Origin of the sequence: Streptomyces sp. NPDC057287 (assembly GCF_042667905.1) — a bacterium.
Lineage (GTDB): Bacteria > Actinomycetota > Actinomycetes > Streptomycetales > Streptomycetaceae > Streptomyces.
In genome coordinates, this window is record NZ_JBHUYV010000015.1 from 40542 (window position 1) to 59428 (window position 18887).

Annotated in this window: 16 protein-coding genes; 10 read left to right on the forward strand and 6 right to left on the reverse strand. The window is 70.9% G+C overall.

Annotated elements, in window-relative coordinates; all coding sequences use genetic code 11:
- Positions 1-39 precede the first annotated feature (39 nt).
- Both ACFUNE_RS26600 and ACFUNE_RS26605 read right to left on the reverse strand, forming a co-directional pair.
- Entirely contained in the window at positions 40-963 is a 924-nt protein-coding gene (locus tag ACFUNE_RS26600) for a glutamate ABC transporter substrate-binding protein (RefSeq protein ID WP_383573067.1), read from the reverse strand.
- Positions 964-995: 32 nt separating this feature from the next.
- Positions 996-1781 (reverse strand): amino acid ABC transporter ATP-binding protein, encoded by a 786-nt coding sequence (locus ACFUNE_RS26605; RefSeq protein WP_383573070.1) that lies wholly within the window; start codon positions 1779-1781, stop codon positions 996-998.
- 360 nt (positions 1782-2141) lie between these two features.
- Here ACFUNE_RS26605 and ACFUNE_RS26610 point away from each other — a divergent pair, with 360 nt between their 5' ends.
- Positions 2142-2834, forward strand: a complete 693-nt coding sequence (locus ACFUNE_RS26610) for a response regulator transcription factor (protein ID WP_383573073.1) — start codon at positions 2142-2144, stop codon at positions 2832-2834.
- 16 nt (positions 2835-2850) lie between these two features.
- Positions 2851-4245 carry a sensor histidine kinase gene (locus tag ACFUNE_RS26615; protein ID WP_383573076.1) on the forward strand — a complete coding sequence of 465 codons (1395 nt, stop codon included), beginning with the start codon at positions 2851-2853 and terminating at the stop codon, positions 4243-4245.
- A gap of 16 nt (positions 4246-4261) precedes the next feature.
- Here the strand turns inward: ACFUNE_RS26615 and ACFUNE_RS26620 are convergent, their stop codons facing one another.
- Positions 4262-5260 carry a TAXI family TRAP transporter solute-binding subunit gene (locus ACFUNE_RS26620; RefSeq protein ID WP_383573079.1) on the reverse strand — a complete coding sequence of 333 codons (999 nt, stop codon included), beginning with the start codon at positions 5258-5260 and terminating at the stop codon, positions 4262-4264.
- A 157-nt stretch (positions 5261-5417) separates the two neighbouring features.
- Positions 5418-6332, reverse strand: a complete 915-nt coding sequence (locus ACFUNE_RS26625; protein WP_383573082.1) for a YceI family protein — start codon at positions 6330-6332, stop codon at positions 5418-5420.
- Positions 6333-6594: 262 nt separating this feature from the next.
- Here ACFUNE_RS26625 and miaB point away from each other — a divergent pair, with 262 nt between their 5' ends.
- The gene (gene miaB / locus ACFUNE_RS26630; RefSeq protein ID WP_383573085.1) at positions 6595-8115 is read left to right on the forward strand and encodes a tRNA (N6-isopentenyl adenosine(37)-C2)-methylthiotransferase MiaB; all 1521 of its coding nucleotides are present in this window, start codon (positions 6595-6597) and stop codon (positions 8113-8115) included.
- 14 nt (positions 8116-8129) lie between these two features.
- Positions 8130-8849, forward strand: coding sequence for a class III extradiol dioxygenase subunit B-like domain-containing protein (locus ACFUNE_RS26635; RefSeq protein ID WP_383573088.1), 720 nt, complete (start codon positions 8130-8132; stop codon positions 8847-8849).
- Between the two features lie 147 nt (positions 8850-8996).
- Here ACFUNE_RS26635 and ACFUNE_RS26640 read toward each other — a convergent pair whose 3' ends face one another.
- Positions 8997-9242 carry an antitoxin gene (locus ACFUNE_RS26640; protein ID WP_383573091.1) on the reverse strand — a complete coding sequence of 82 codons (246 nt, stop codon included), beginning with the start codon at positions 9240-9242 and terminating at the stop codon, positions 8997-8999.
- Between the two features lie 175 nt (positions 9243-9417).
- On the opposite strand from ACFUNE_RS26640, the gene miaA reads away from it, so the two are divergent.
- The 6 genes from miaA (at position 9418) to hflX (ending at position 17398) form a co-directional block, all read left to right on the forward strand.
- Positions 9418-10356, forward strand: coding sequence for a tRNA (adenosine(37)-N6)-dimethylallyltransferase MiaA (miaA, locus tag ACFUNE_RS26645; protein WP_383573094.1), 939 nt, complete (start codon positions 9418-9420; stop codon positions 10354-10356).
- Positions 10357-10463: 107 nt separating this feature from the next.
- Positions 10464-10901, forward strand: a complete 438-nt coding sequence (locus ACFUNE_RS26650) for a hypothetical protein (RefSeq protein WP_383573434.1) — start codon at positions 10464-10466, stop codon at positions 10899-10901.
- 81 nt (positions 10902-10982) lie between these two features.
- Positions 10983-11855, forward strand: a complete 873-nt coding sequence (gene dapF, locus ACFUNE_RS26655; protein WP_383573097.1) for a diaminopimelate epimerase — start codon at positions 10983-10985, stop codon at positions 11853-11855.
- Positions 11856-11995: 140 nt separating this feature from the next.
- Complete coding sequence (locus tag ACFUNE_RS26660) at positions 11996-14146, forward strand: RelA/SpoT family protein (protein WP_383573100.1); 2151 nt, start codon at positions 11996-11998, stop codon at positions 14144-14146.
- A gap of 107 nt (positions 14147-14253) precedes the next feature.
- Entirely contained in the window at positions 14254-15744 is a 1491-nt protein-coding gene (locus ACFUNE_RS26665; protein WP_383573103.1) for a M1 family metallopeptidase, read from the forward strand.
- 133 nt (positions 15745-15877) lie between these two features.
- Positions 15878-17398: a GTPase HflX gene (gene hflX, locus ACFUNE_RS26670; RefSeq protein WP_383573106.1), complete on the forward strand. Its 1521-nt coding sequence runs from the start codon at positions 15878-15880 to the stop codon at positions 17396-17398.
- 135 nt (positions 17399-17533) lie between these two features.
- On the opposite strand, the gene ACFUNE_RS26675 is transcribed toward hflX, so the two are convergent.
- Complete coding sequence (locus ACFUNE_RS26675) at positions 17534-18745, reverse strand: trypsin-like serine peptidase (protein ID WP_383573109.1); 1212 nt, start codon at positions 18743-18745, stop codon at positions 17534-17536.
- Positions 18746-18887: the final 142 nt, after the last annotated feature.

Below are 18887 nucleotides of genomic sequence, written 5' to 3' on the forward strand. Positions count from 1 at the left end.
GCGGTGGCGTCAGTGACGGACGTCAGCGACGAGGCTGCGTCAGTAGCGCTCGATGGCCGGCGGCTCGGTGTAGTCCGAACCCGACAGGCCGAGGGTCGCCTCGTAGATCTTCTTGTACGTGCCGTCCTGGATGTGCGTCTCCAGCGACTTGTTGATCGCCTCGCGGAGCACCTTGTCGTCCTTGTTCAGGCCGACACCGTAGGGCTCGTCGGTGAAGGGCTTGCCGACGACCTCGAGCTTGCCGGAGTTGGCGGCGGCGTAGCCCTTGAGGATCGAGTCGTCGGTGGTGACGGCGTCGACCTGCTTGGTCAGGAGCTGCTGCACGCAGTCCGAGTACTTGGCCAGCTCGACGACCTGCGCGCCGTACTCGGGCTTCTTGATCTCCTGGAGCGGGGTGGAACCCACGATCGAGCAGACCTTCTTGTCCTTCACCGACTCCTTGCCGGTGATGGACGTCTCGCCCTTGCGTACCAGCAGGTCCGCACCGGCCTTGTAGTACGGGCCCGCGAAGCCGACCTGCTTCTTGCGCTCGTCGTTGATCGTGTACGTGCCGACGAAGTAGTCGACCTGGCCCTTGGAGATCGCGGTCTCACGGATGCCGGAGTCGACGGTCTTCCACTCGATCTGCTTCGCCGAGAAGCCGAGGTCGGCCGCGACCATCTTGGCGATCTCGATGTCGAAGCCGGAGCGCTCCTTGGTCGACTGGTCCTCGAAGCCGAGGTACGGCTGGTCGGCCTTGGCGCCGATGACCAGCTTGCCGCGCTTCTTGGCGTCCTTGAAGGCCGGCGAGTCCAGGTCGACGCCGGTGGCGACGGTGTACGTCGGCAGCTTCGGGGCCGCCGACGAACCGGGCTTGACACCCGACGGCTTGTCACCGGCGGAGCCCTCCTTGCCGCCACAGGCGGTCGCGGTCAGGGCGAGCACAGCGATGGCCGCGACAGCGGCCGACTTGCGGAGCTTCATGTGAACAATCCTCGTGTCGTAGGTCGTTGGTGTCAGTGGTGAAGGATCTTCGACAGGAAGTCCTTGGCCCGGTCGCTGCGCGGATTGCTGAAGAACTGGTCGGGAGTCGCCTCTTCGACGATCTTCCCGTCCGCCATGAAGACCACACGGTTGGCCGCCGAGCGGGCGAAGCCCATCTCGTGGGTGACGACGACCATCGTCATCCCGTCCCGGGCCAGCTGCTGCATGACCTCGAGGACCTCGTTGATCATCTCCGGGTCGAGCGCCGACGTGGGCTCGTCGAAGAGCATGACCTTGGGGTCCATGGCCAGTGCGCGGGCGATCGCGACGCGCTGCTGCTGACCGCCGGAGAGCTGCGCGGGGTACTTGTCCGCCTGCACGCCGACCCCCACGCGGTCGAGCAGGATCCGGGCCTTCTCCTCGGCAGGCTTCTTGTCCGTCCCACGGACCTTGACCTGGCCCAGCATCACGTTCTCGAGCACCGTCTTGTGCGCGAAGAGATTGAACGACTGGAAGACCATGCCTACATCGGCACGCAGCCTGGCGAGCTCCTTGCCCTCCTGGGGCAGCGGCTTGCCGTCGATCGAGATCGCGCCCGAGTCGATCGTCTCCAAGCGGTTGATCGTGCGGCACAGCGTGGACTTCCCGGACCCGGAGGGTCCGATGACTACGACGACCTCGCCACGGGCGATGGTCAGGTCGATGTCCTGGAGCACATGCAGCGCGCCGAAGTGCTTGTTGACGTTGCTCAGTACGACAAGGTCGTCTCCCGCAGGTGCGGCATCCTCGGCGGCCTTGGTCACTGAAACTCCGCTCATCGGCTTCTTGCTCCGTCCTCCTCGGTTAGGCAAGGACCCTAGTGACGCAGTGCTACCAGCGTCATTACATCTGAGCGGAAATTGAGCATAACGATCCGGCCGCAACCGGACACACCGCGTGAACGGGACGACACGGTGTGCTCGTCGGCGTACCGGGTGGGTAACGGAAACCTGGTGGTAACGGGCAGGGACTTGACTGACGTACCCGTCATCGGAGTGGATGCCCTGGTACGGAAATGACGTGAATCGCCGCTGTACGGGAAGGTTCGCCGGGCGGAACACCGGCGCACCGTCACGTACGGTCCGGGCCGTATCGAAAACGCGAAGCACCTTGAGAAGTCATGAGGCGGTGAGGGGACCATGAGACTGCTGCTCGTCGAGGACGACGACCACGTCGCGGCCGCCCTGTCCGCCGTGCTCTCCCGGCACGGCTTCCAGGTCGTCCACGCCCGCAGCGGCGAGGAGGCACTGCAGGCACTGCTGCCGGCCGACAAGGAACCCTTCGGGGTCGTGCTCCTCGATCTGGGGCTGCCCGACCAGGACGGTTACGAGGTGTGCGGGAAGATCCGCAAACGCTCGGCGATCCCGGTCATCATGGTGACCGCGCGGTCAGACGTCCGGTCCAGGATCCACGGCCTGAACCTCGGCGCCGACGACTACGTCGTGAAGCCGTACGACACCGGTGAGCTGCTCGCCCGTATCCACGCCGTCGCCCGGCGCAGGACGGCCGCCGAGGACACCGGGCCGACCCCGCTCGCGGCGCTGCGGATCGGCCCGGTCCGCATCGAGCTGCCCACACGCAGGGTCAGTGTCGACGGCCAGGAGGTCCAGCTCACCCGCAAGGAGTTCGACCTGCTCGCGCTGCTCGCCCAGCGGCCGGGCGTGGTCTTCCGCAGGGAGCAGATCATCAGCGAGGTCTGGCGGACCAGCTGGGAGGGCACGGGCCGGACACTCGAGGTGCACGTCGCGTCGCTGCGCTCGAAGCTGGGGCTCCCCGCACTGGTCGAAACCGTCCGGGGCGTCGGCTACCGGCTCGTCCCCCCGTCGGCCTGAGGACGTAAGCCTCCCTGTGCGCACCCGCCTGCTTCCCCTGCTCATCGTCCTCATGGCCGCCGTGCTGCTCGCCCTCGGCTTCCCGCTCGCCGTGCGGGTGGCCGCCGCCGAACAGCAGCGGGTCGTCATCGACCGGATCGACGACACCGCGCGCTTCGGCGCGCTGGCCCAGTTCGTCAGCGAACCCGTCCGGGGCACCGACGAACGGCAGCGCATCCTGCAGACCGAACTCGAGGCCTACGACTCGGTCTACGGGATCCGGGCCGGAGTCTTCTACCGGGACGACCGGGCCCTCGCCAAGGCCCCTGCCTCCTGGACCCTGCCCGTCGAGGGCGAGGGCCGGGAGGCCTTCCAGGAGGCCCTCCTCGGCCGCCGCTCCCACGACCCGCCCCAGGTCTGGCCCTGGCAGCACGGCCGGATCGTCGTCGCCTCCCCGGTGGTCCGGGACGGGGACGTGGTCGCCGTCGTCGTGACCGACTCGCCCACCGGCGACATGCGGTCGCGGACCCTGCGCGGCTGGCTGCTCATCGCCCTCGGGGAGGCTGTGGCCATGCTGGTGGCGGTCGGGGCGGCGTTCCGGCTCACCGGCTGGGTGCTGCTGCCCGTCCGGGTCCTGGACGCGGCCACCCACGACATCGCGAGCGGACGGATGAGGTCCCGGGTCGCCGCGTCCGGCGGGCCCCCCGAACTCAGGCGTCTGGCCCGCTCGTTCAACGAGATGGCCGACAACGTCGAGGACGTGCTGGAGCAGCAGCGGGCCTTCGTCGCCGACGCCTCGCACCAGCTGCGCAACCCGCTGGCCGCGCTCCTGCTCCGGATCGAGCTCCTCGCGCTCGAGCTCCCCGAGGGCAACGAGGAGATCGCCTCGGTCCGCACGGAGGGCAAACGGCTCGCGCAGGTGCTCGACGACCTGCTGGACCTCGCGCTGGCCGAGCACTCGGCCGCGGACCTCCGGCTCACGGACATCGCCGCGCTCACCGGCGAACGGGTCGCCTCGTGGCGCCCGCTGGCCGAGGAGAAGGGCGTCCGGCTGACCCTGGACGGGGCGCCCGCCGTGACCGGCTGGGCCGACCCGATCGCCCTGTCGAGCGCGCTGGACGCCGTCATCGACAACGCCCTGAAGTTCACGCCGGAGGGCGAGGAGGTCCGGGTCACGGCCGGATCCGAGGGCGAGGACGCGACGGTCGTGGTCGCGGACCGGGGGCCCGGTCTCACGGAACAGGAGCTGGAGCGCGTCGGCGACCGCTTCTGGCGCAGCGGCCGGCACCAGAACGTCAAGGGATCCGGTCTCGGACTCTCCATCTCGCGTGCGCTGCTCGCGGCGGGCGGCGGTTCGATCGGCTACGGCACCCACGAGCCGCACGGCCTGCGGGTGACGGTGACGGTGCCGCGCAACCCTCCGCACGTGTGAGCCCGGAACCTGCCCGTCAGGGCTTGGCCGAGCGGTAGTACCGCCTGGCGCCCTCGTGCAGGGGCAGGGGATCCGTGTAGATCGCCGTCCGCAGATCCACCAGCTGCGCCGAGTGCACCTCGCGGCCGATCCGGTCCCGGCTGTCGATCACGGTCCGGGTGAACGCCTCGGTCGTCAGCGCGTCCGTACGGTCCGTGGTGATCAGAAGGTTGGAGACCGCGACCGTCTGCACGGCCTGGCCCTGCTGGGCGTCGAGGTAGGCGTCCGCGGGCATCACGGCCGAACGGTAGTAGCGGGTGGACCCGCCGGCCGCCTGGAGCTCGGTGACCAGCTTCTCGTCGAGGGGCACCAGCCGGATCGCGAACCTCTCCGAGAGGTCCTGCACCGCGCCGGTCGGCAGTCCGCCCGACCAGAAGAAGGCGTCCAGCCGGTCGTCCGCCAGCTTCTGCGGCATGGTGTCGATGCCGGCGTGGACGGGAGTGATGTCCGCGGTGGGGTCGACACCGGCCGCCTTCATCAGCCGGTCCGCGACGAGGCGGACCCCCGAGCCCTTCTGTCCGACGCCGACCCGCTTGTCCCGCAGGTCGGCGACGGTCCGGATCCCGGAGTTCCTGGGCACGACCAGCTGCACGTAGTCGTCGTACAGCCGGACGCATCCGCGCAGCCGCTCGGCGCCCGGTCTGCGGCTCTGCAGGTAGGTGGCGACGGCGTCGGCGGTGGCGATCGTGAAATCGGCCTTCCCCGTCGCGACCCGTTCGATGTTCTCCTGGGAGCCCTCGCTGGTCCGCAGCCGTATCGACACCTGGGGCATGTCCTTGGCCAGCGCACCCTCCAGCCGCTGTCCGTAGCGCTGGTACACCCCGCTCCGCACGCCGGTGGAGAAGGTGAGCGAACCGCTGGGTTCCTCATCCCCGATCGGGAGGACCCACCACAGCAGCAGTCCGAGCACGACCGTGGCGGCGACGCCCCCCTGAAGGGTGCGTCGCCGGCCGAAGCGGGACAGTGCGTGCAGCATGGCGCGATCCTGCCATTTCCCTGCCCGTGCTGGCCAGGGCGGGAAAGTCACACACACCTGCCGGGACACGGCCGGCCCCGCCGAACGGATCAGGCCTTCCGTGCCGCGGCGCTGGTCCCCGTCGCTCCGGAGACGGGCGGGAGCCCTCGCTCTTCCGTCACTCCGGAGGCGTCGGGGTGTCGGGTCCCTGGAACATGGTCTGGATGTCCATCTCCAGCTGGATCGTGGGCCCGACGATGGCGATGCCGCGGGCGAGCATGTTGCGCCAGTTCAAGGTGTAGTCCTCGCGGTGCAGCTCGGCCGAGGCACGTGCCGCGCAGCGCAGTTCCTCGCCGTAACCGCCGTTGACGGCACCCAGGTACTGCGTGTCCAGGGAGACGGAACGGCTGACACCGTGCATCGTCAGCCCTCCCTGGACCGTCCAGTTGTTCCCGCCCCGGTACACGAAGCGCCTGCTGGCGAAGTGAAGGTGCGGGTAGTTCTCCACGTCGAGGAAGTCGGCCGAGCGCAGGTGGTTGTCCCGGGTCTTGTTGCCCGTGGTGATGCTCGAGGCGTCGATGCGTATCTCGACCTGTGAGTCCTCGACGACGGGTGCGATCCGGACTCCGCCCTCGAAGGCGGTGAAGCGGCCGTGCACGTTGGCCATGCCGACGTGCTTCGCGATGAAGCGGATCGCGGTGTGCGGCGGATCGAAGAGCCAGGTGCCGGGGGCCGGGGGCTCCAGCTGCCGGGCGACGTCCAGCTGCACGCGGCCCATCGACAGGGTCTCGCCCGCTGCGATGCCGAAGGTCCAGCTGGCCGGCTGCATCCCCTCGGCCGTCATCAGCAGGCGGTAGTCGCCGGGCGGCAGAGCGGCGACGAACATGCCGTAGAGGTCCGTGGTGCCCTTCGCGACCGTCCGGGCCGATTCCTGGGCGGTCACCTTGATCTCGGCGCCGCCGAGCGGCTGGCCCATCGGGTCGGTCACCTCGCAGGTGACGGTGCCGGCCCCGGCCGGTACGGGAAGAGCGAATCTCGCACCGCCGTCGGAGGCCGCCTTCGATCGCCTGCCGCGGAGGAGTGAGAGGACCATGACATGCACCTTTCGAGCGTGGAAGATCAGCATAGGAAGAGACCGGAACGAGGCATTCAACGGCCCCCCGGGCCCTCCGGCCCCGATCCGGCCCCCGTTGTCCACAGACCCGCGGGCCCAGTCGGGCGGGCCTTGGCGTTCCGCGCCGGGACGCCGCAGCACGGGCCGGGCCCGGGAGGACGGCCCGCCCCGCGGCCGTCGTCCGCGTCGTGCCTCGGCTCCGGCGTAGGGGCGCGCCCCGGCCACCGCCTACCCTTGTCCCATGACCAGCGGCAACCGGAGCGAAGCAGTGGACGTCCAGAAGAGCTACGAGGTACGCACTTACGGGTGCCAGATGAACGTCCACGACTCCGAACGCTTGTCGGGTCTTCTGGAGGGCGCCGGATACGTGCGCGCCCCCGAGGGCTCCGACGGCGACGCCGACGTCGTCGTCTTCAACACCTGCGCGGTGCGTGAGAACGCCGACAACAAGCTCTACGGCAACCTCGGCCGCCTCGCCCCGATGAAGACCAAGCGCCCCGGGATGCAGATCGCCGTCGGCGGCTGCCTGGCGCAGAAGGACCGCGACACGATCGTCGCGCGCGCCCCCTGGGTGGACGTCGTCTTCGGTACGCACAACATCGGCAAGCTGCCGGTGCTGCTGGAGCGTGCCCGGGTCCAGGAGGAGGCCCAGGTCGAGATCGCCGAGTCCCTGGAGGCGTTCCCCTCGACGCTGCCCACCCGCCGGGAGTCCGCCTACGCCGCGTGGGTGTCGATCTCCGTAGGCTGCAACAACACCTGCACCTTCTGCATCGTCCCGGCGCTGCGCGGCAAGGAGAAGGACCGCCGCACCGGCGACATCCTCGCCGAGATCGAGGCGCTCGTGGCCGAGGGCGTCAGCGAGATCACCCTGCTCGGGCAGAACGTGAACGCCTACGGCTCCGACATCGGCGACCGCGAGGCCTTCTCCAAGCTGCTGCGGGCCTGCGGCACGATCGAAGGTCTCGAGCGCGTGCGCTTCACCTCGCCCCACCCGCGCGACTTCACCGACGACGTGATCGCGGCGATGGCCGAGACGCCGAACGTGATGCCGCAGCTGCACATGCCGATGCAGTCGGGGTCGGACACGATCCTCAAGGCCATGCGCCGCTCGTACCGGCAGGAGCGCTTCCTCGGAATCATCGAGAAGGTGCGTGCCGCCATGCCGGACGCCGCCATCTCCACCGACATCATCGTCGGCTTCCCCGGGGAGACGGAGGAGGATTTCGAGCAGACCATGCACGCCGTGCGCGAGGCCCGTTTCGCGAACGCCTTCACCTTCCAGTACTCCAAGCGCCCCGGGACCCCCGCCGCCGACATGGAGGGGCAGATCCCCAAGGAGGTCGTGCAGGAGCGGTACATGCGCCTGTCGGCCCTCCAGGAGGAGGTCTCCTGGGAGGAGAACAAGAAGCAGGTCGGCCGGACCATCGAGGTCATGGTCGCGGAGGGCGAGGGACGCAAGGACGGTGCCACGCACCGGCTCTCCGGCCGCGCCCCCGACAACCGTCTCGTTCACTTCACCAAGCCGGCCGAGGACGTACGCCCCGGGGACGTGGTGACGGTCGAGATCACCTACGCCGCCCCGCACCACCTGCTCGCCGAGGGCGCGCCCCTGGGCGTCCGCCGGACCCGGTCGGGAGACGCCTGGGCGAAGCGCACGGCTGCTCCCGCCGCACAGCCCGTCGGAGTCATGCTCGGCCTGCCCGGCATCGGCGCCCCGGCACCGCTGGCCGCGGCCGCCACTCCGGGGTGCGGCTGCGACTGAGTACGCTGACCGGCATGCTTGTCGCCGCCGCCGTGTGTCCCTGCCCGCCGCTCCTGGTTCCCGAGGTGGCCGCGGGCGCCGGGCCCGAGCTCGACGCCGCGAGGAACGCCTGCCTCGACGCACTGGGCGTGCTCGCCGCCGCGCGACCGGACCTGCTCGTCGTGGCCGGTCCCGCCGGGCCGGACGACCGCGGCCCGTTCCTTCCGGGGTCGGCCGGTTCCTTCGCCGGATTCGGCGTCGGCCTGACCGTGCGGCTGGGGGAGCCGCCCGCGGGGGCACCCGCACCGGGACGCCCGCTCCCGGCGTCCCTCGCCGTCGGGGCCTGGCTGCTGGACCGAGCCCGGTGGGCCGGCGCCCCTGTCGAAGGGCTCGGCGTGGGGGAGACACTCGCCGCCGAACGCTGCCTGCGGGCCGGTGCCGACCTGGCCGCCCGGGCGGAGCGGGTCGCCCTGCTCGTCATGGGTGACGGCAGCGCCTGCCGTACGGTCAAGGCGCCCGGCTACCTGGACGAGCGGGCAGCCGCCTTCGACGCCGAGGCGGCCCGGGCGCTGGGCCGCGCGGACGTGGCCGCGCTCAGCGCCCTGGACGAGTCCCTCGCGTACGAACTGAAGGCGGCGGGCCGGGCACCGTGGCAGGTGCTCGCGGGCGCCGCCCGGGGTGCGGGCCTCGGAGGGCGGCTGCTGTACGAGGACGCCCCGTACGGCGTGGGCTACGCCGTCGCCGCCTGGTCGTGAATCGCTGCCCGGCCGGTCACCGACCGGTCGTGAACGCTGCCCGGCCTGTCACCGGCCGGTCGTGAGCCCCTGCCGGTCCGCCACCGGCACGCGCGAGGGCCGTGGAGCTGTGTCGCTCCACGGCCCCCGGTTCCGCTGACACCCGGGTCAGTGTGCGGGCGGCGGCGGTGGTGTACCGCCCTCGTTCTTGTTGCCCAGGCGGTCGACCGCGTCCTTGGCCTTCTGCGTGCCGGACACGATCTTGTCGCTGTACTTGCCCTTGGTCCTTTGATCGACCGTGCGGGCGGCCTTGTCGAGACCTTGGTCGATCTTGCCCCCGTGCTGCTGCGCGAGGTCGCCGACCTTTTCCTTGGCCGGGGCCAGCTTGGCCTTCAGGTTGTCCAGGAAACCCATGGGTCACCTTCCGTGCTGGGGGACTGTGGGTCACATTTTACCCGTCTGTGAGCAAACACGCGTCACTCGCCGTGTCCGTCCGTGCCCGGCGGGAACCGGACGGAGAAGGGCCCATGAGAAGCGTGCGCGGCCTCTCCCGGTCGGGGCGCCTCCCGAAGTTTGGGAGACTGTCACGGTGAGAAGACCAGCTCCCACTCCCCGTGTCATCACCGTCGTCGGCCCCACCGCCGCCGGGAAGTCCGATCTGGGTGTGTTCCTCGCCCAGGAGCTCGGTGGCGAGGTGGTCAACGCCGACTCCATGCAGCTCTACCGGGGCATGGACATCGGCACCGCGAAGCTGACTCTTCCCGAGCGCCTCGGCGTACCCCACCACCTGCTGGACATCTGGGACGTCACCGAGGCCGCGAGCGTCGCCGAGTACCAGCGTCTCGCCCGTGCCGAGATCGACCGGCTGCTGGCCGAAGGGCGGACCCCCGTCCTGGTGGGCGGCTCCGGTCTCTACGTGAAGGGCGCGATCGACGCCCTGGAGTTCCCCGGCACGGACCCCGAGGTGCGCACCAGGCTCGAACAAGAGCTGACGGAGCGCGGCTCCGGCGCCCTGCACGCCCGGCTCGCCGCGGCGGACCCCGAGGCGGCGAGCGCCATCCTGGCCAGCAACGGGCGCCGCATCGTCCGGGCCCTGGAGGTCATCGAGATCACGGGCAAGCCCTTCACGGCCAACCTTCCGGGAGACGAAGCGGTCTACGACGCCGTCCAGATCGGCGTGGACGTCGAACGCCCCGAGCTCGACGAGCGGATCAGCAGCCGGGTGGACCGGATGTGGGACGCCGGCCTGGTGGACGAGGTCCGCGCCCTGGCGGCCCGGGGCCTGCGTGCGGGGCGGACCGCGTCCAGGGCGCTCGGCTACCAGCAGGTCCTCGCGGCACTCGGCGGGGAGTGCACCGAGGAAGAGGCGCGCACCGAGACCGTACGCGCCACCAAACGCTTCGCCCGCCGTCAGGACTCATGGTTCCGCCGCGACCCGCGCGTCCACTGGCTGAGTGGCTCGGAGGAACAGCGCGGGGAACTCCCGCACCGGGCGCTGGCGTTGGTCGAACGAGCGGTCACAGCCTGATCACGTGATGGCATCGGGACGCTCCGCCCGTCATTTCGGCGGCCCCCGCCGTGCCATCATCGAGCATCGATCGACCAGTGGAGTCCGAGTTGGGAGGGCGCGTGGTGATGGAGGCCGGCCCTCGCGACACAGACCGAGACGCACCGGGTACGCAGCACGAGGCAGGACGTCTGAGTCCTGACGGCCCGGACGAGCACGCGGTGATCCCCGAGGTCGAGGTCGAGCTCCGCCCCGCCCGCCGGCTGCGCATCTGGCAGCTCGCGCCCATCGTGGGCCTGGCGGCGGTCGGCTCCCTGATGTTCGCCTTCCCGCTCGCCTTCGAGTTCGGCGGCGGCGGTGCCGTGGTCGCGATGCTGGGACTGCTGATCAGCTGCTGCGCCGCCGGCTGGGGCATGATGGCGGCGCGCCGTGTGGGCCACACCTGGCCCGGCCTGCCGGGCAGGGGATCGGACGAACGGCCCGACTGGCGCGTGGTCGCGCTGTACGTGGCCGTGTGCGCCGCGCTGGTGGCCCTGGCCGTCTGGCGCGTCGCCCGGCTCCGCTGACCCGCCCGGCCCCCGCTGACCCGCCCGGTCCCCGCGGACCCGGATCGGGGGCCTGTCGGTGAAGCCTCGTACAGTTGGCTCGTGAGCACTTCGCAGATCGCCTTCCTCAAGGGCCACGGCACCGAGAACGACTTCGTGATCGTCCCTGACCCGGACAACGCCCTCGACCTGCCGGTTTCCGTCGTCGCCCGGCTCTGCGACCGCAGGGCGGGCATCGGCGGCGACGGGCTGCTGCACGTCGTGCGGTCCGCGGCGCACCCGGAGGCCCGGGACATGGCCGAGCAGGCCGAGTGGTTCATGGACTACCGCAACGCCGACGGTTCGGTCGCCGAGATGTGCGGCAACGGGGTGCGCGTCTTCGCCCACCACCTGCAGCGCGCCGGTCTCGTCGCGGAGGGGGATCTGGCCGTCGCGACCCGGGGCGGGGTCAAGCAGGTCCACATCGCCAAGGACGGTGACATCACGGTCTCCATGGGGCGTGCCGAGCTGCCGGAGGACGGCGTCACGGTCACGGTCGACGGCCGGAGCTGGCCGGCCCGCAACGTGAACATGGGCAATCCGCACGCCGTCGCGTTCGTCGAGGATCTGGCACACGCCGGAGAGCTCCGCTCCGTACCGCCGTTCGGCCCGCAGTCCGTCTACCCGGACGGGGTCAACATCGAGTTCGTCGTGGACCGGGGGCCGAGGCACGTCGCCATGCGCGTCCACGAGCGTGGCTCCGGCGAGACCCGCTCCTGCGGCACCGGTGCCTGCGCCGTGGCCGTCGCGGCCGCCCGCAGGGACGGCGTGGACCCGGCGAGGACCGGCGCCCCCGCGACGTACACCGTGGACCTGCCCGGCGGCACTCTCGTGATCACCGAACACCCGGACGGCGGGATCGACATGACGGGACCCGCCGTGATCGTCGCCGAGGGCGTCATCGACTCCGCCTGGCTCGAAACGGTGATCGGTTAGAGCTTCGCTCGAATGGGTGATCCGTTTCACGCTGAGCGAGAGCTGGACTGCGCCACGTGGTGGGGTCGATAGCATCAAGCACCGGCCCGGAGGTGTATCCGCACCTCTCCACCGCCGGTCGACGTTGCCGGAGGTGCCCCATGAGCGCAGAGGCCACCAATCCAGGTGCTCCCCTTCGCAAGCGCGGTCGTCCACGGATCGATCTGCGCAGGCTGGGCCGTGTCGCCCTGCTCGGGCCGGTCTCCCGTGACCGGCTGCCCGACGCCATCGGGCATGTCGCGGAGGCCCATCGCGCCCACCACCCCGACAGTGACCTCTCCGTCCTGCGCAAGGCCTATGTCCTCGCGGAGTCGTCCCACCGCGGCCAGATGCGCAAGAGCGGTGAGCCCTACATCACCCATCCGCTGGCCGTGACACTGATCCTCGCCGAACTGGGTGCGGAGACCACTACCTTGACGGCCTCGCTCCTCCACGACACGGTCGAGGACACCGAGGTGACCCTCGATCAGGTGCGCGAGCAGTTCGGCGACGAGGTCTGTTATCTGGTCGACGGGGTCACCAAGCTGGAGAAGGTCGACTACGGCGCCGCCGCCGAACCGGAGACCTTCCGGAAGATGCTCGTCGCCACCGGCAACGACGTCCGCGTCATGTCGATCAAACTGGCCGACCGGCTGCACAACATGCGGACCCTCGGTGTGATGCGTCCCGAGAAACAGGCCAGGATCGCCAAGGTCACCCGCGACGTCCTCATCCCGCTCGCCGAACGCCTCGGCGTGCAGGCACTCAAGACGGAGCTCGAGGACCTCGTCTTCGCCATCCTGCACCCCGAGGAGTACGAGCGCACCCAGGCCCTCATCTCCGCCTGGGACGGCGCGCAGGACCCGCTCACGGAGATCGCCGACAGTGTCAGGACGACGCTGCGCGAAGCCGGAATCAGCGCCGAAGTGCTCATCAGACCGAGGCACTTCGTCTCCGTCCACCGGGTGCGGATCAAACGCGGCGAGATGCGGGGCACGGACTTCGGACGGCTGCTGGTGCTGGTCGGCGAGGACGCCGACTGCTACGCGGTCCTGGGTGAACTGCACACCTGTTTCACCCCGGTGATCTCGGAGTTCAAGGACTTCATCGCAGCCCCGAAGTTCAACCTCTACCAGTCGTTGCACACAGCGGTCGTCGGACCCGAGGGCGCCGTCGCCGAGGTCCTCATCCGGACGCACCGGATGCACACGGTGGCCGAGGCGGGCGTCGTCGCGCTCGGCAACCCGTACACCCAGGACGGCACCACCGCGGCGCACCAGGCCGAACCCGCGGACGGGGAGCGCGCCGACCCGACCAGGCCCGGCTGGCTCTCCCGCCTCCTGGACTGGCAGGAATCGGCCACCGACTCCGACACGTTCTGGGCCACCCTCCGTGCCGACCTCGCACAGGACCGGGAGATCACGGTCTTCCGCACCGACGGAGGGAGGCTCGGGCTGCCCGCCGGTGCCAGCTGTGTCGACGCCGCCTACGCGCAGTACGGCGAGGAGGCGCACGGCTGTATCGGAGCCCGGGTGAACGGCCGTCTGGCCACGCTCAGCACCGCCCTGAACGACGGCGACACCGTGCAGCTGCTCCTCGCCCAGGACGCCTCGTCCGGCCCCTCCCCGGAGTGGCTCGACCATGCCCGTACCCCCGCCGCCCGCATCGCGATCACGGCATGGCTCGACGCGCATCCCGACAGCGTGCAAGGGCCTCAGAGGAGCCGGGCCGACACACCGAGGCCGCACGTCCAGCCTCCCGACGGCAACCCCTCCAGCCGGACCAGGGCGGGTGGCAGGGCTCCGAGCGTGGCCGTCGACGCACCGGGCGCGTCGGTCCGGCTCGCCGGCTGCTGCACCCCCGTCCCGCCCGACGGCATCATCGGGTTCACCGTGCGCGGCGGGGCCGTGACCGTGCACCGCGAGGAGTGCCCCGCGGTGGCACGTATGCGGGCGATCGGCCGTGCGGCCGTCGAGGCACGCTGGAGCGACCCGGGCGACTGGGGCGGCGCCGCCGACTACCGGGTCACCCTCGTCGCCGAGTCCTTCGGACGGCCCCGTCTCCTCGCCGACCTCACCGAGGCCATCGCGACCGCGGACGCGGCCATCGTCTCGGCGACCGTGGAGCCGCCCAGCGAGCAGCGTGTCCGGCACACCTACACGCTGCAGCTGCCGGACGCGGCAGGGCTGCCGGGTCTCATGCGGGCGATGCGCGACGTACCGGGTGTGTACGACGTGAGCCGGGCCCAGCAGCCTGCCGCCACGGGCGGCTGACGGCAGGCCCCCTCGCGGGCCTCTCCTTGCCGCGTCCCCGGACCCCGTTCGGGTGGTGCGGCGCGCGCCACCTCCGTGCGGACCGTGCGCGCTGGTAGCCGTAGTCCATGCCGCTCACCTCGCGCCGACTGCGCGCCGCTCTGCTGGCCACCGCGTCGGTCACCCTCGTAGCCGCCACCCTGCCCGCACCCGAACCGCTCGGCATCGGCGACCGCCTGTTCCCCCACCTCGGCAACCCGGGCTACGACGTCCTCGCGTACGACATCTCGTTCACCTACAAGGGCAGCAACACCAAGCCCCTCGACGCCGTCACCACCATCGACGCACGGACCACGACGCCCCTGGACCGGATCAACCTCGACTTCGCCCGCGGCACCGTCCGGTCCGTGGAAGTCAACGGGCTGGAAGCGGAGTTCGCCACGGCCGGCGAGGACCTGGTCGTCGACGCGCCCGCCCCTCTCCCGGGCGGGGCGCCCGTGCGGATCACCGTCCGGCACACGAGCGACCCCACCGGGAACAAGGCCAACGGGGGCTGGGTCCCCACGGCCGACGGTCTCGCGATGGCGAACCAGGCCGACGCCGCGCACCGGGTCTTCCCCGGCAACGACCACCCGGCCGACAAGGCGTACTTCACCTTCCGGGTGACCGCGCCGAAGGAGTTCACGGTCGTGGCGGGCGGCCTTCCCGCCGGCCGGCGGCACCGCGCGGGTGCGACCACGTGGACCTACCGCACCGAGCACCCGATGGCGACCGAGCTGGCCCAGGTGTCCATCGGCCGCTCCGCCGTCCTGCGCCGCACCGGGCCGCACGGACTGCCGGTGCGCGACGTGGTGCCCGCGGCCGACCGCGAGAAGCTGGAGCCCTGGCTGAAGAAGACCCCGGCGCAGCTGGCGTGGATGGAGAAGCAGGTCGGGCCGTACCCGTTCGAGACGTACGGGCTGCTCGTCGCCGACACGGAGACCGGCTTCGAGCTGGAGACCCAGACGCTCTCGCTCTTCGAGCGCTCCCTGTTCACCGGCACCGGGTACCCCGAGTGGTACGTCGACTCGGTGATGGTGCACGAGCTCGCCCACCAGTGGTTCGGCGACAGCGTCTCCCCGCGCTCCTGGTCCGATCTGTGGCTCAACGAGGGGCACGCCACCTGGTACGAGGCCCGCTACGCGGAGGAGCACGCGAAGAAGCCGCTGGAGCGGCGGATGCGGGAGGCGTACGCCCGCTCCGACACGTGGCGCGCCGCGGGCGGCCCGCCCGCCCGCCCCGACGTCCCCACCCCCGACCACAAGATCAGCCTGTTCCGACCGGTCGTGTACGACGGGAGCGCGCTCATCCTGTACGCCCTGCGCGAGGAGATCGGCGAGGCCGCGTTCGACCGCCTGGAGCGGACCTGGGTGCGTGCGTACCGCGACGAATCGGCGAACACCCGGCAGTTCACGACCCTCGCGTCGACGATCGCGGGACGCGACCTGACGGCGTTCTTCGACGGCTGGCTGTACGGGAAGAAGACCCCGCCGATGCCGGGGCACCCGGACTGGCGCACCGAGGCACCCCGGAAGGCCGCAGCCGCGCACAGCCCCGCGCGGGCACCGAAACCCGAGTGACGTGCCGAGCGGGGACATGTCACTATCGACGCGTCGGCACGGCGGCCGGCCGGTCGGTCCTCCACGGGGGAATCTTCCGGCGGGGTCACGCGTTGTGACTGACGTATCGGACTTCTATCGACGTAAGGATCCAATGACCTCCTCTTCTTCCCTTCCCCAGGACGCGCAGGACGCGCAGAGCGCCCCGGAAGCCGACTCCGAGAGCCTCACCGAAAGCCTTCGGGCCGACGCCCTGATGGAAGAGGACGTCGCCTGGAGCCACGAGATCGACGGAGAGCGGGACGGCGAGCAGCTCGACCGCTCCGAGCGCGCGGCGCTGCGCCGCGTGGCCGGTCTCTCCACCGAGCTCGAGGACGTCACCGAGGTCGAGTACCGGCAGCTGCGCCTGGAGCGCGTGGTGCTCGTCGGTGTCTGGACATCGGGGACCGTCCATGACGCGGAGATCTCTCTCGCGGAGCTCGCGGCGCTGGCCGAGACGGCCGGTGCCCAGGTGCTGGACGCCGTGTTCCAGCGGCGTGACAAGCCCGACCCGGCCACCTACATCGGTTCGGGCAAGGCGCTGGAGCTGCGCGACATCGTTCTCGAAACCGGGGCCGACACCGTCGTCTGCGACGGTGAGCTCAGTCCCGGCCAGCTGATCCACCTGGAGGACGTCGTCAAGGTCAAGGTGGTCGACAGGACCGCCCTGATCCTCGACATCTTCGCCCAGCACGCCAAGTCCCGCGAGGGCAAGGCGCAGGTGTCGCTGGCACAGATGCAGTACATGCTGCCGCGTCTGCGCGGCTGGGGTCAGTCGCTGTCCCGTCAGATGGGCGGCGGCGGTTCCAGCGGCGGTGGCGGCATGGCCACCCGTGGTCCCGGTGAGACCAAGATCGAGACGGACCGGCGGCGGATCCGCGAGAAGATGGCGAAGATGCGCCGGGAGATCGCGGAGATGAAGACCGGCCGCGAGATCAAGCGCCAGGAACGCAAGCGCAACAAGGTGCCCTCGGTGGCGATCGCCGGTTACACCAACGCCGGGAAGTCGTCGCTGCTCAACCGGCTCACCGGAGCGGGCGTCCTCGTGGAGAACGCCCTGTTCGCGACCCTCGACCCGACGGTGCGCCGGGCCGAGACGCCGAGCGGCCGGATCTACACCCTGGCCGACACCGTCGGGTTCGTGCGGCACCTGCCCCACCACCTGGTCGAGGCCTTCCGTTCCACCATGGAGGAGGTCGGCGAGTCCGACCTGATCCTGCACGTGGTGGATGGCTCCCACCCGGTGCCGGAGGAGCAGCTCGCCGCCGTGCGCCAGGTGATCCGGGAGGTCGGCGCCGTCGACGTCCCGGAGGTCGTCGTGATCAACAAGGCGGACGCGGCGGACCCGCTCGTGCTGCAGCGGCTGCTGCGCACCGAGAAGCACGCGATCGCCGTGTCGGCGCGGACCGGCGCGGGAATCGACGAGCTGCTGGCGCTGATCGACGCCGAGCTGCCGCGGCCGTCCGTGGAGATCGAGGCGCTCGTGCCCTACACCCAGGGCGGACTCGTCTCCCGGGTGCACGCCGAGGGCGAGGTGATCTCCGAGGAGCACACCCCGGAGGGCACACTGCTCAAGGCACGCGTCCACGAGGAGCTCGGGGCGGACCTCGCGGTCTTCGTCCCGGCGGCCCACTGACGCGGCAGACGCACAGGAGGCCGGGCTTCCCCGTCGCACGGGGGAGTCCGGCCTCCTGCATGTCTCGGCACCCGGGCGCTCGCACGGCGGCCCCCGGCACGGCAACCGCCGTACCGGGGGCCGCCGTCCGCGGTCCTACTGCCCGGCGTACTTCTTGCTGACGGCCTCGTAGACGCCCTTGGCCTCCTTGCCCAGACGCGGGCCGGCCAGCCAGCCCGCCGTCACCGGGCCGATGGACGTGTTGGAGACCAGGGCCGGCTTACCGTCCTGGCCCTTCGCGACCCAGCCGCCGCCGGAGGAACCACCGGTCATCGTGCACCCGATGCGGTACATCGTCGGCTGCGCCTCGAACACGGCGAGGCGTCCCGGCTCGTCGGTGCACTGGAGGGCCTTCTGGCCGTCGTAGGGCGGGGCCGCCGGATAGCCGGTCGCCGTCATGCTGTCGATCTGCGGGACGGCCGGGGCGTTGAACTCGACCGGGAGCGCCGAACCGACGGTCTCCTCCAGGGACTTGCCTGTCGAGCCCTTCTCCGGGGCGACCTGAAGGACCGCGAAGTCGTACGGAGCGCCCTGCCCGCCGGTCGCGGCGCCCTGGTTGATCCACTGGTCGGAGGTCTGCGCCCACTGGCCCCACCACACGCCGTACGGAGCGAGCTCCTCCTTCGAGGCGTTCTCCAGCTCCGCCGCGGACCTGCCGCTGTCGTTGTACGAGGGGACGAAGGCGATGTTGCGGTACCAGCCGCCGTTCTTGCCCGCGTGCACGCAGTGCCCGGCAGTCCAGACCATGTTGGACTTGCCCGGGTGGGCCGGATCCTGCACCACGGTCGCCGAGCAGACCATCGACCCTTCGGGGCCGTCGAACAGGAGCTTGCCGGACTCCGGCGCGTTGCCGTGGTACGGCGTCCGCAGGTTCGCCGCCGCGACCGGTGCGGGGGTCGGATCCGTCACTCCCTCGTCGCCGGAGATGTCGTTGTCGACGGGGTTCTCCGGCGGCTTCTCGGCCTCGCGCATCCGGTCCGGGTTCCAGAGGTCCTCGATGATCGGGTTGACGTAGTCCTTGGCCTCACGCAGCCAGGTGTCCCTGTCCCAGTTCTTCCATTCGCCGTCCCTCCACTTGTCGAGGTCGATCCCGTGCTCCTTGAGGCGGTCCTTGAGGTCGTCCGGGATCACGACCTTCCCGTCCGAGGACTGACCGGTGGCACTGCTCGGCTCGCCGGCCGCGCCGTCCTCCTCCGGCCCGCAGGCCGTGGCGGTGAGCGTCAGGAGAGCGGCGAGGGCGGCTGCGGCGAACACCCGGGGGGCGCGGCGGGCGCTCCCCCCGCGGCGTGCGGTATCGATCGGGCGCATGGGTCGCATCTGGTGATCCCCCTGGGACTTCGTCACTTGCTTCGGCACCGCACTGCGGACTCGGGATGCGCGGCACGGCCCTGAGGGACGCGGCACACACCTCCGGAGCGGCGGCTCCGTCCCGAGTGCGGCCCCTACTATG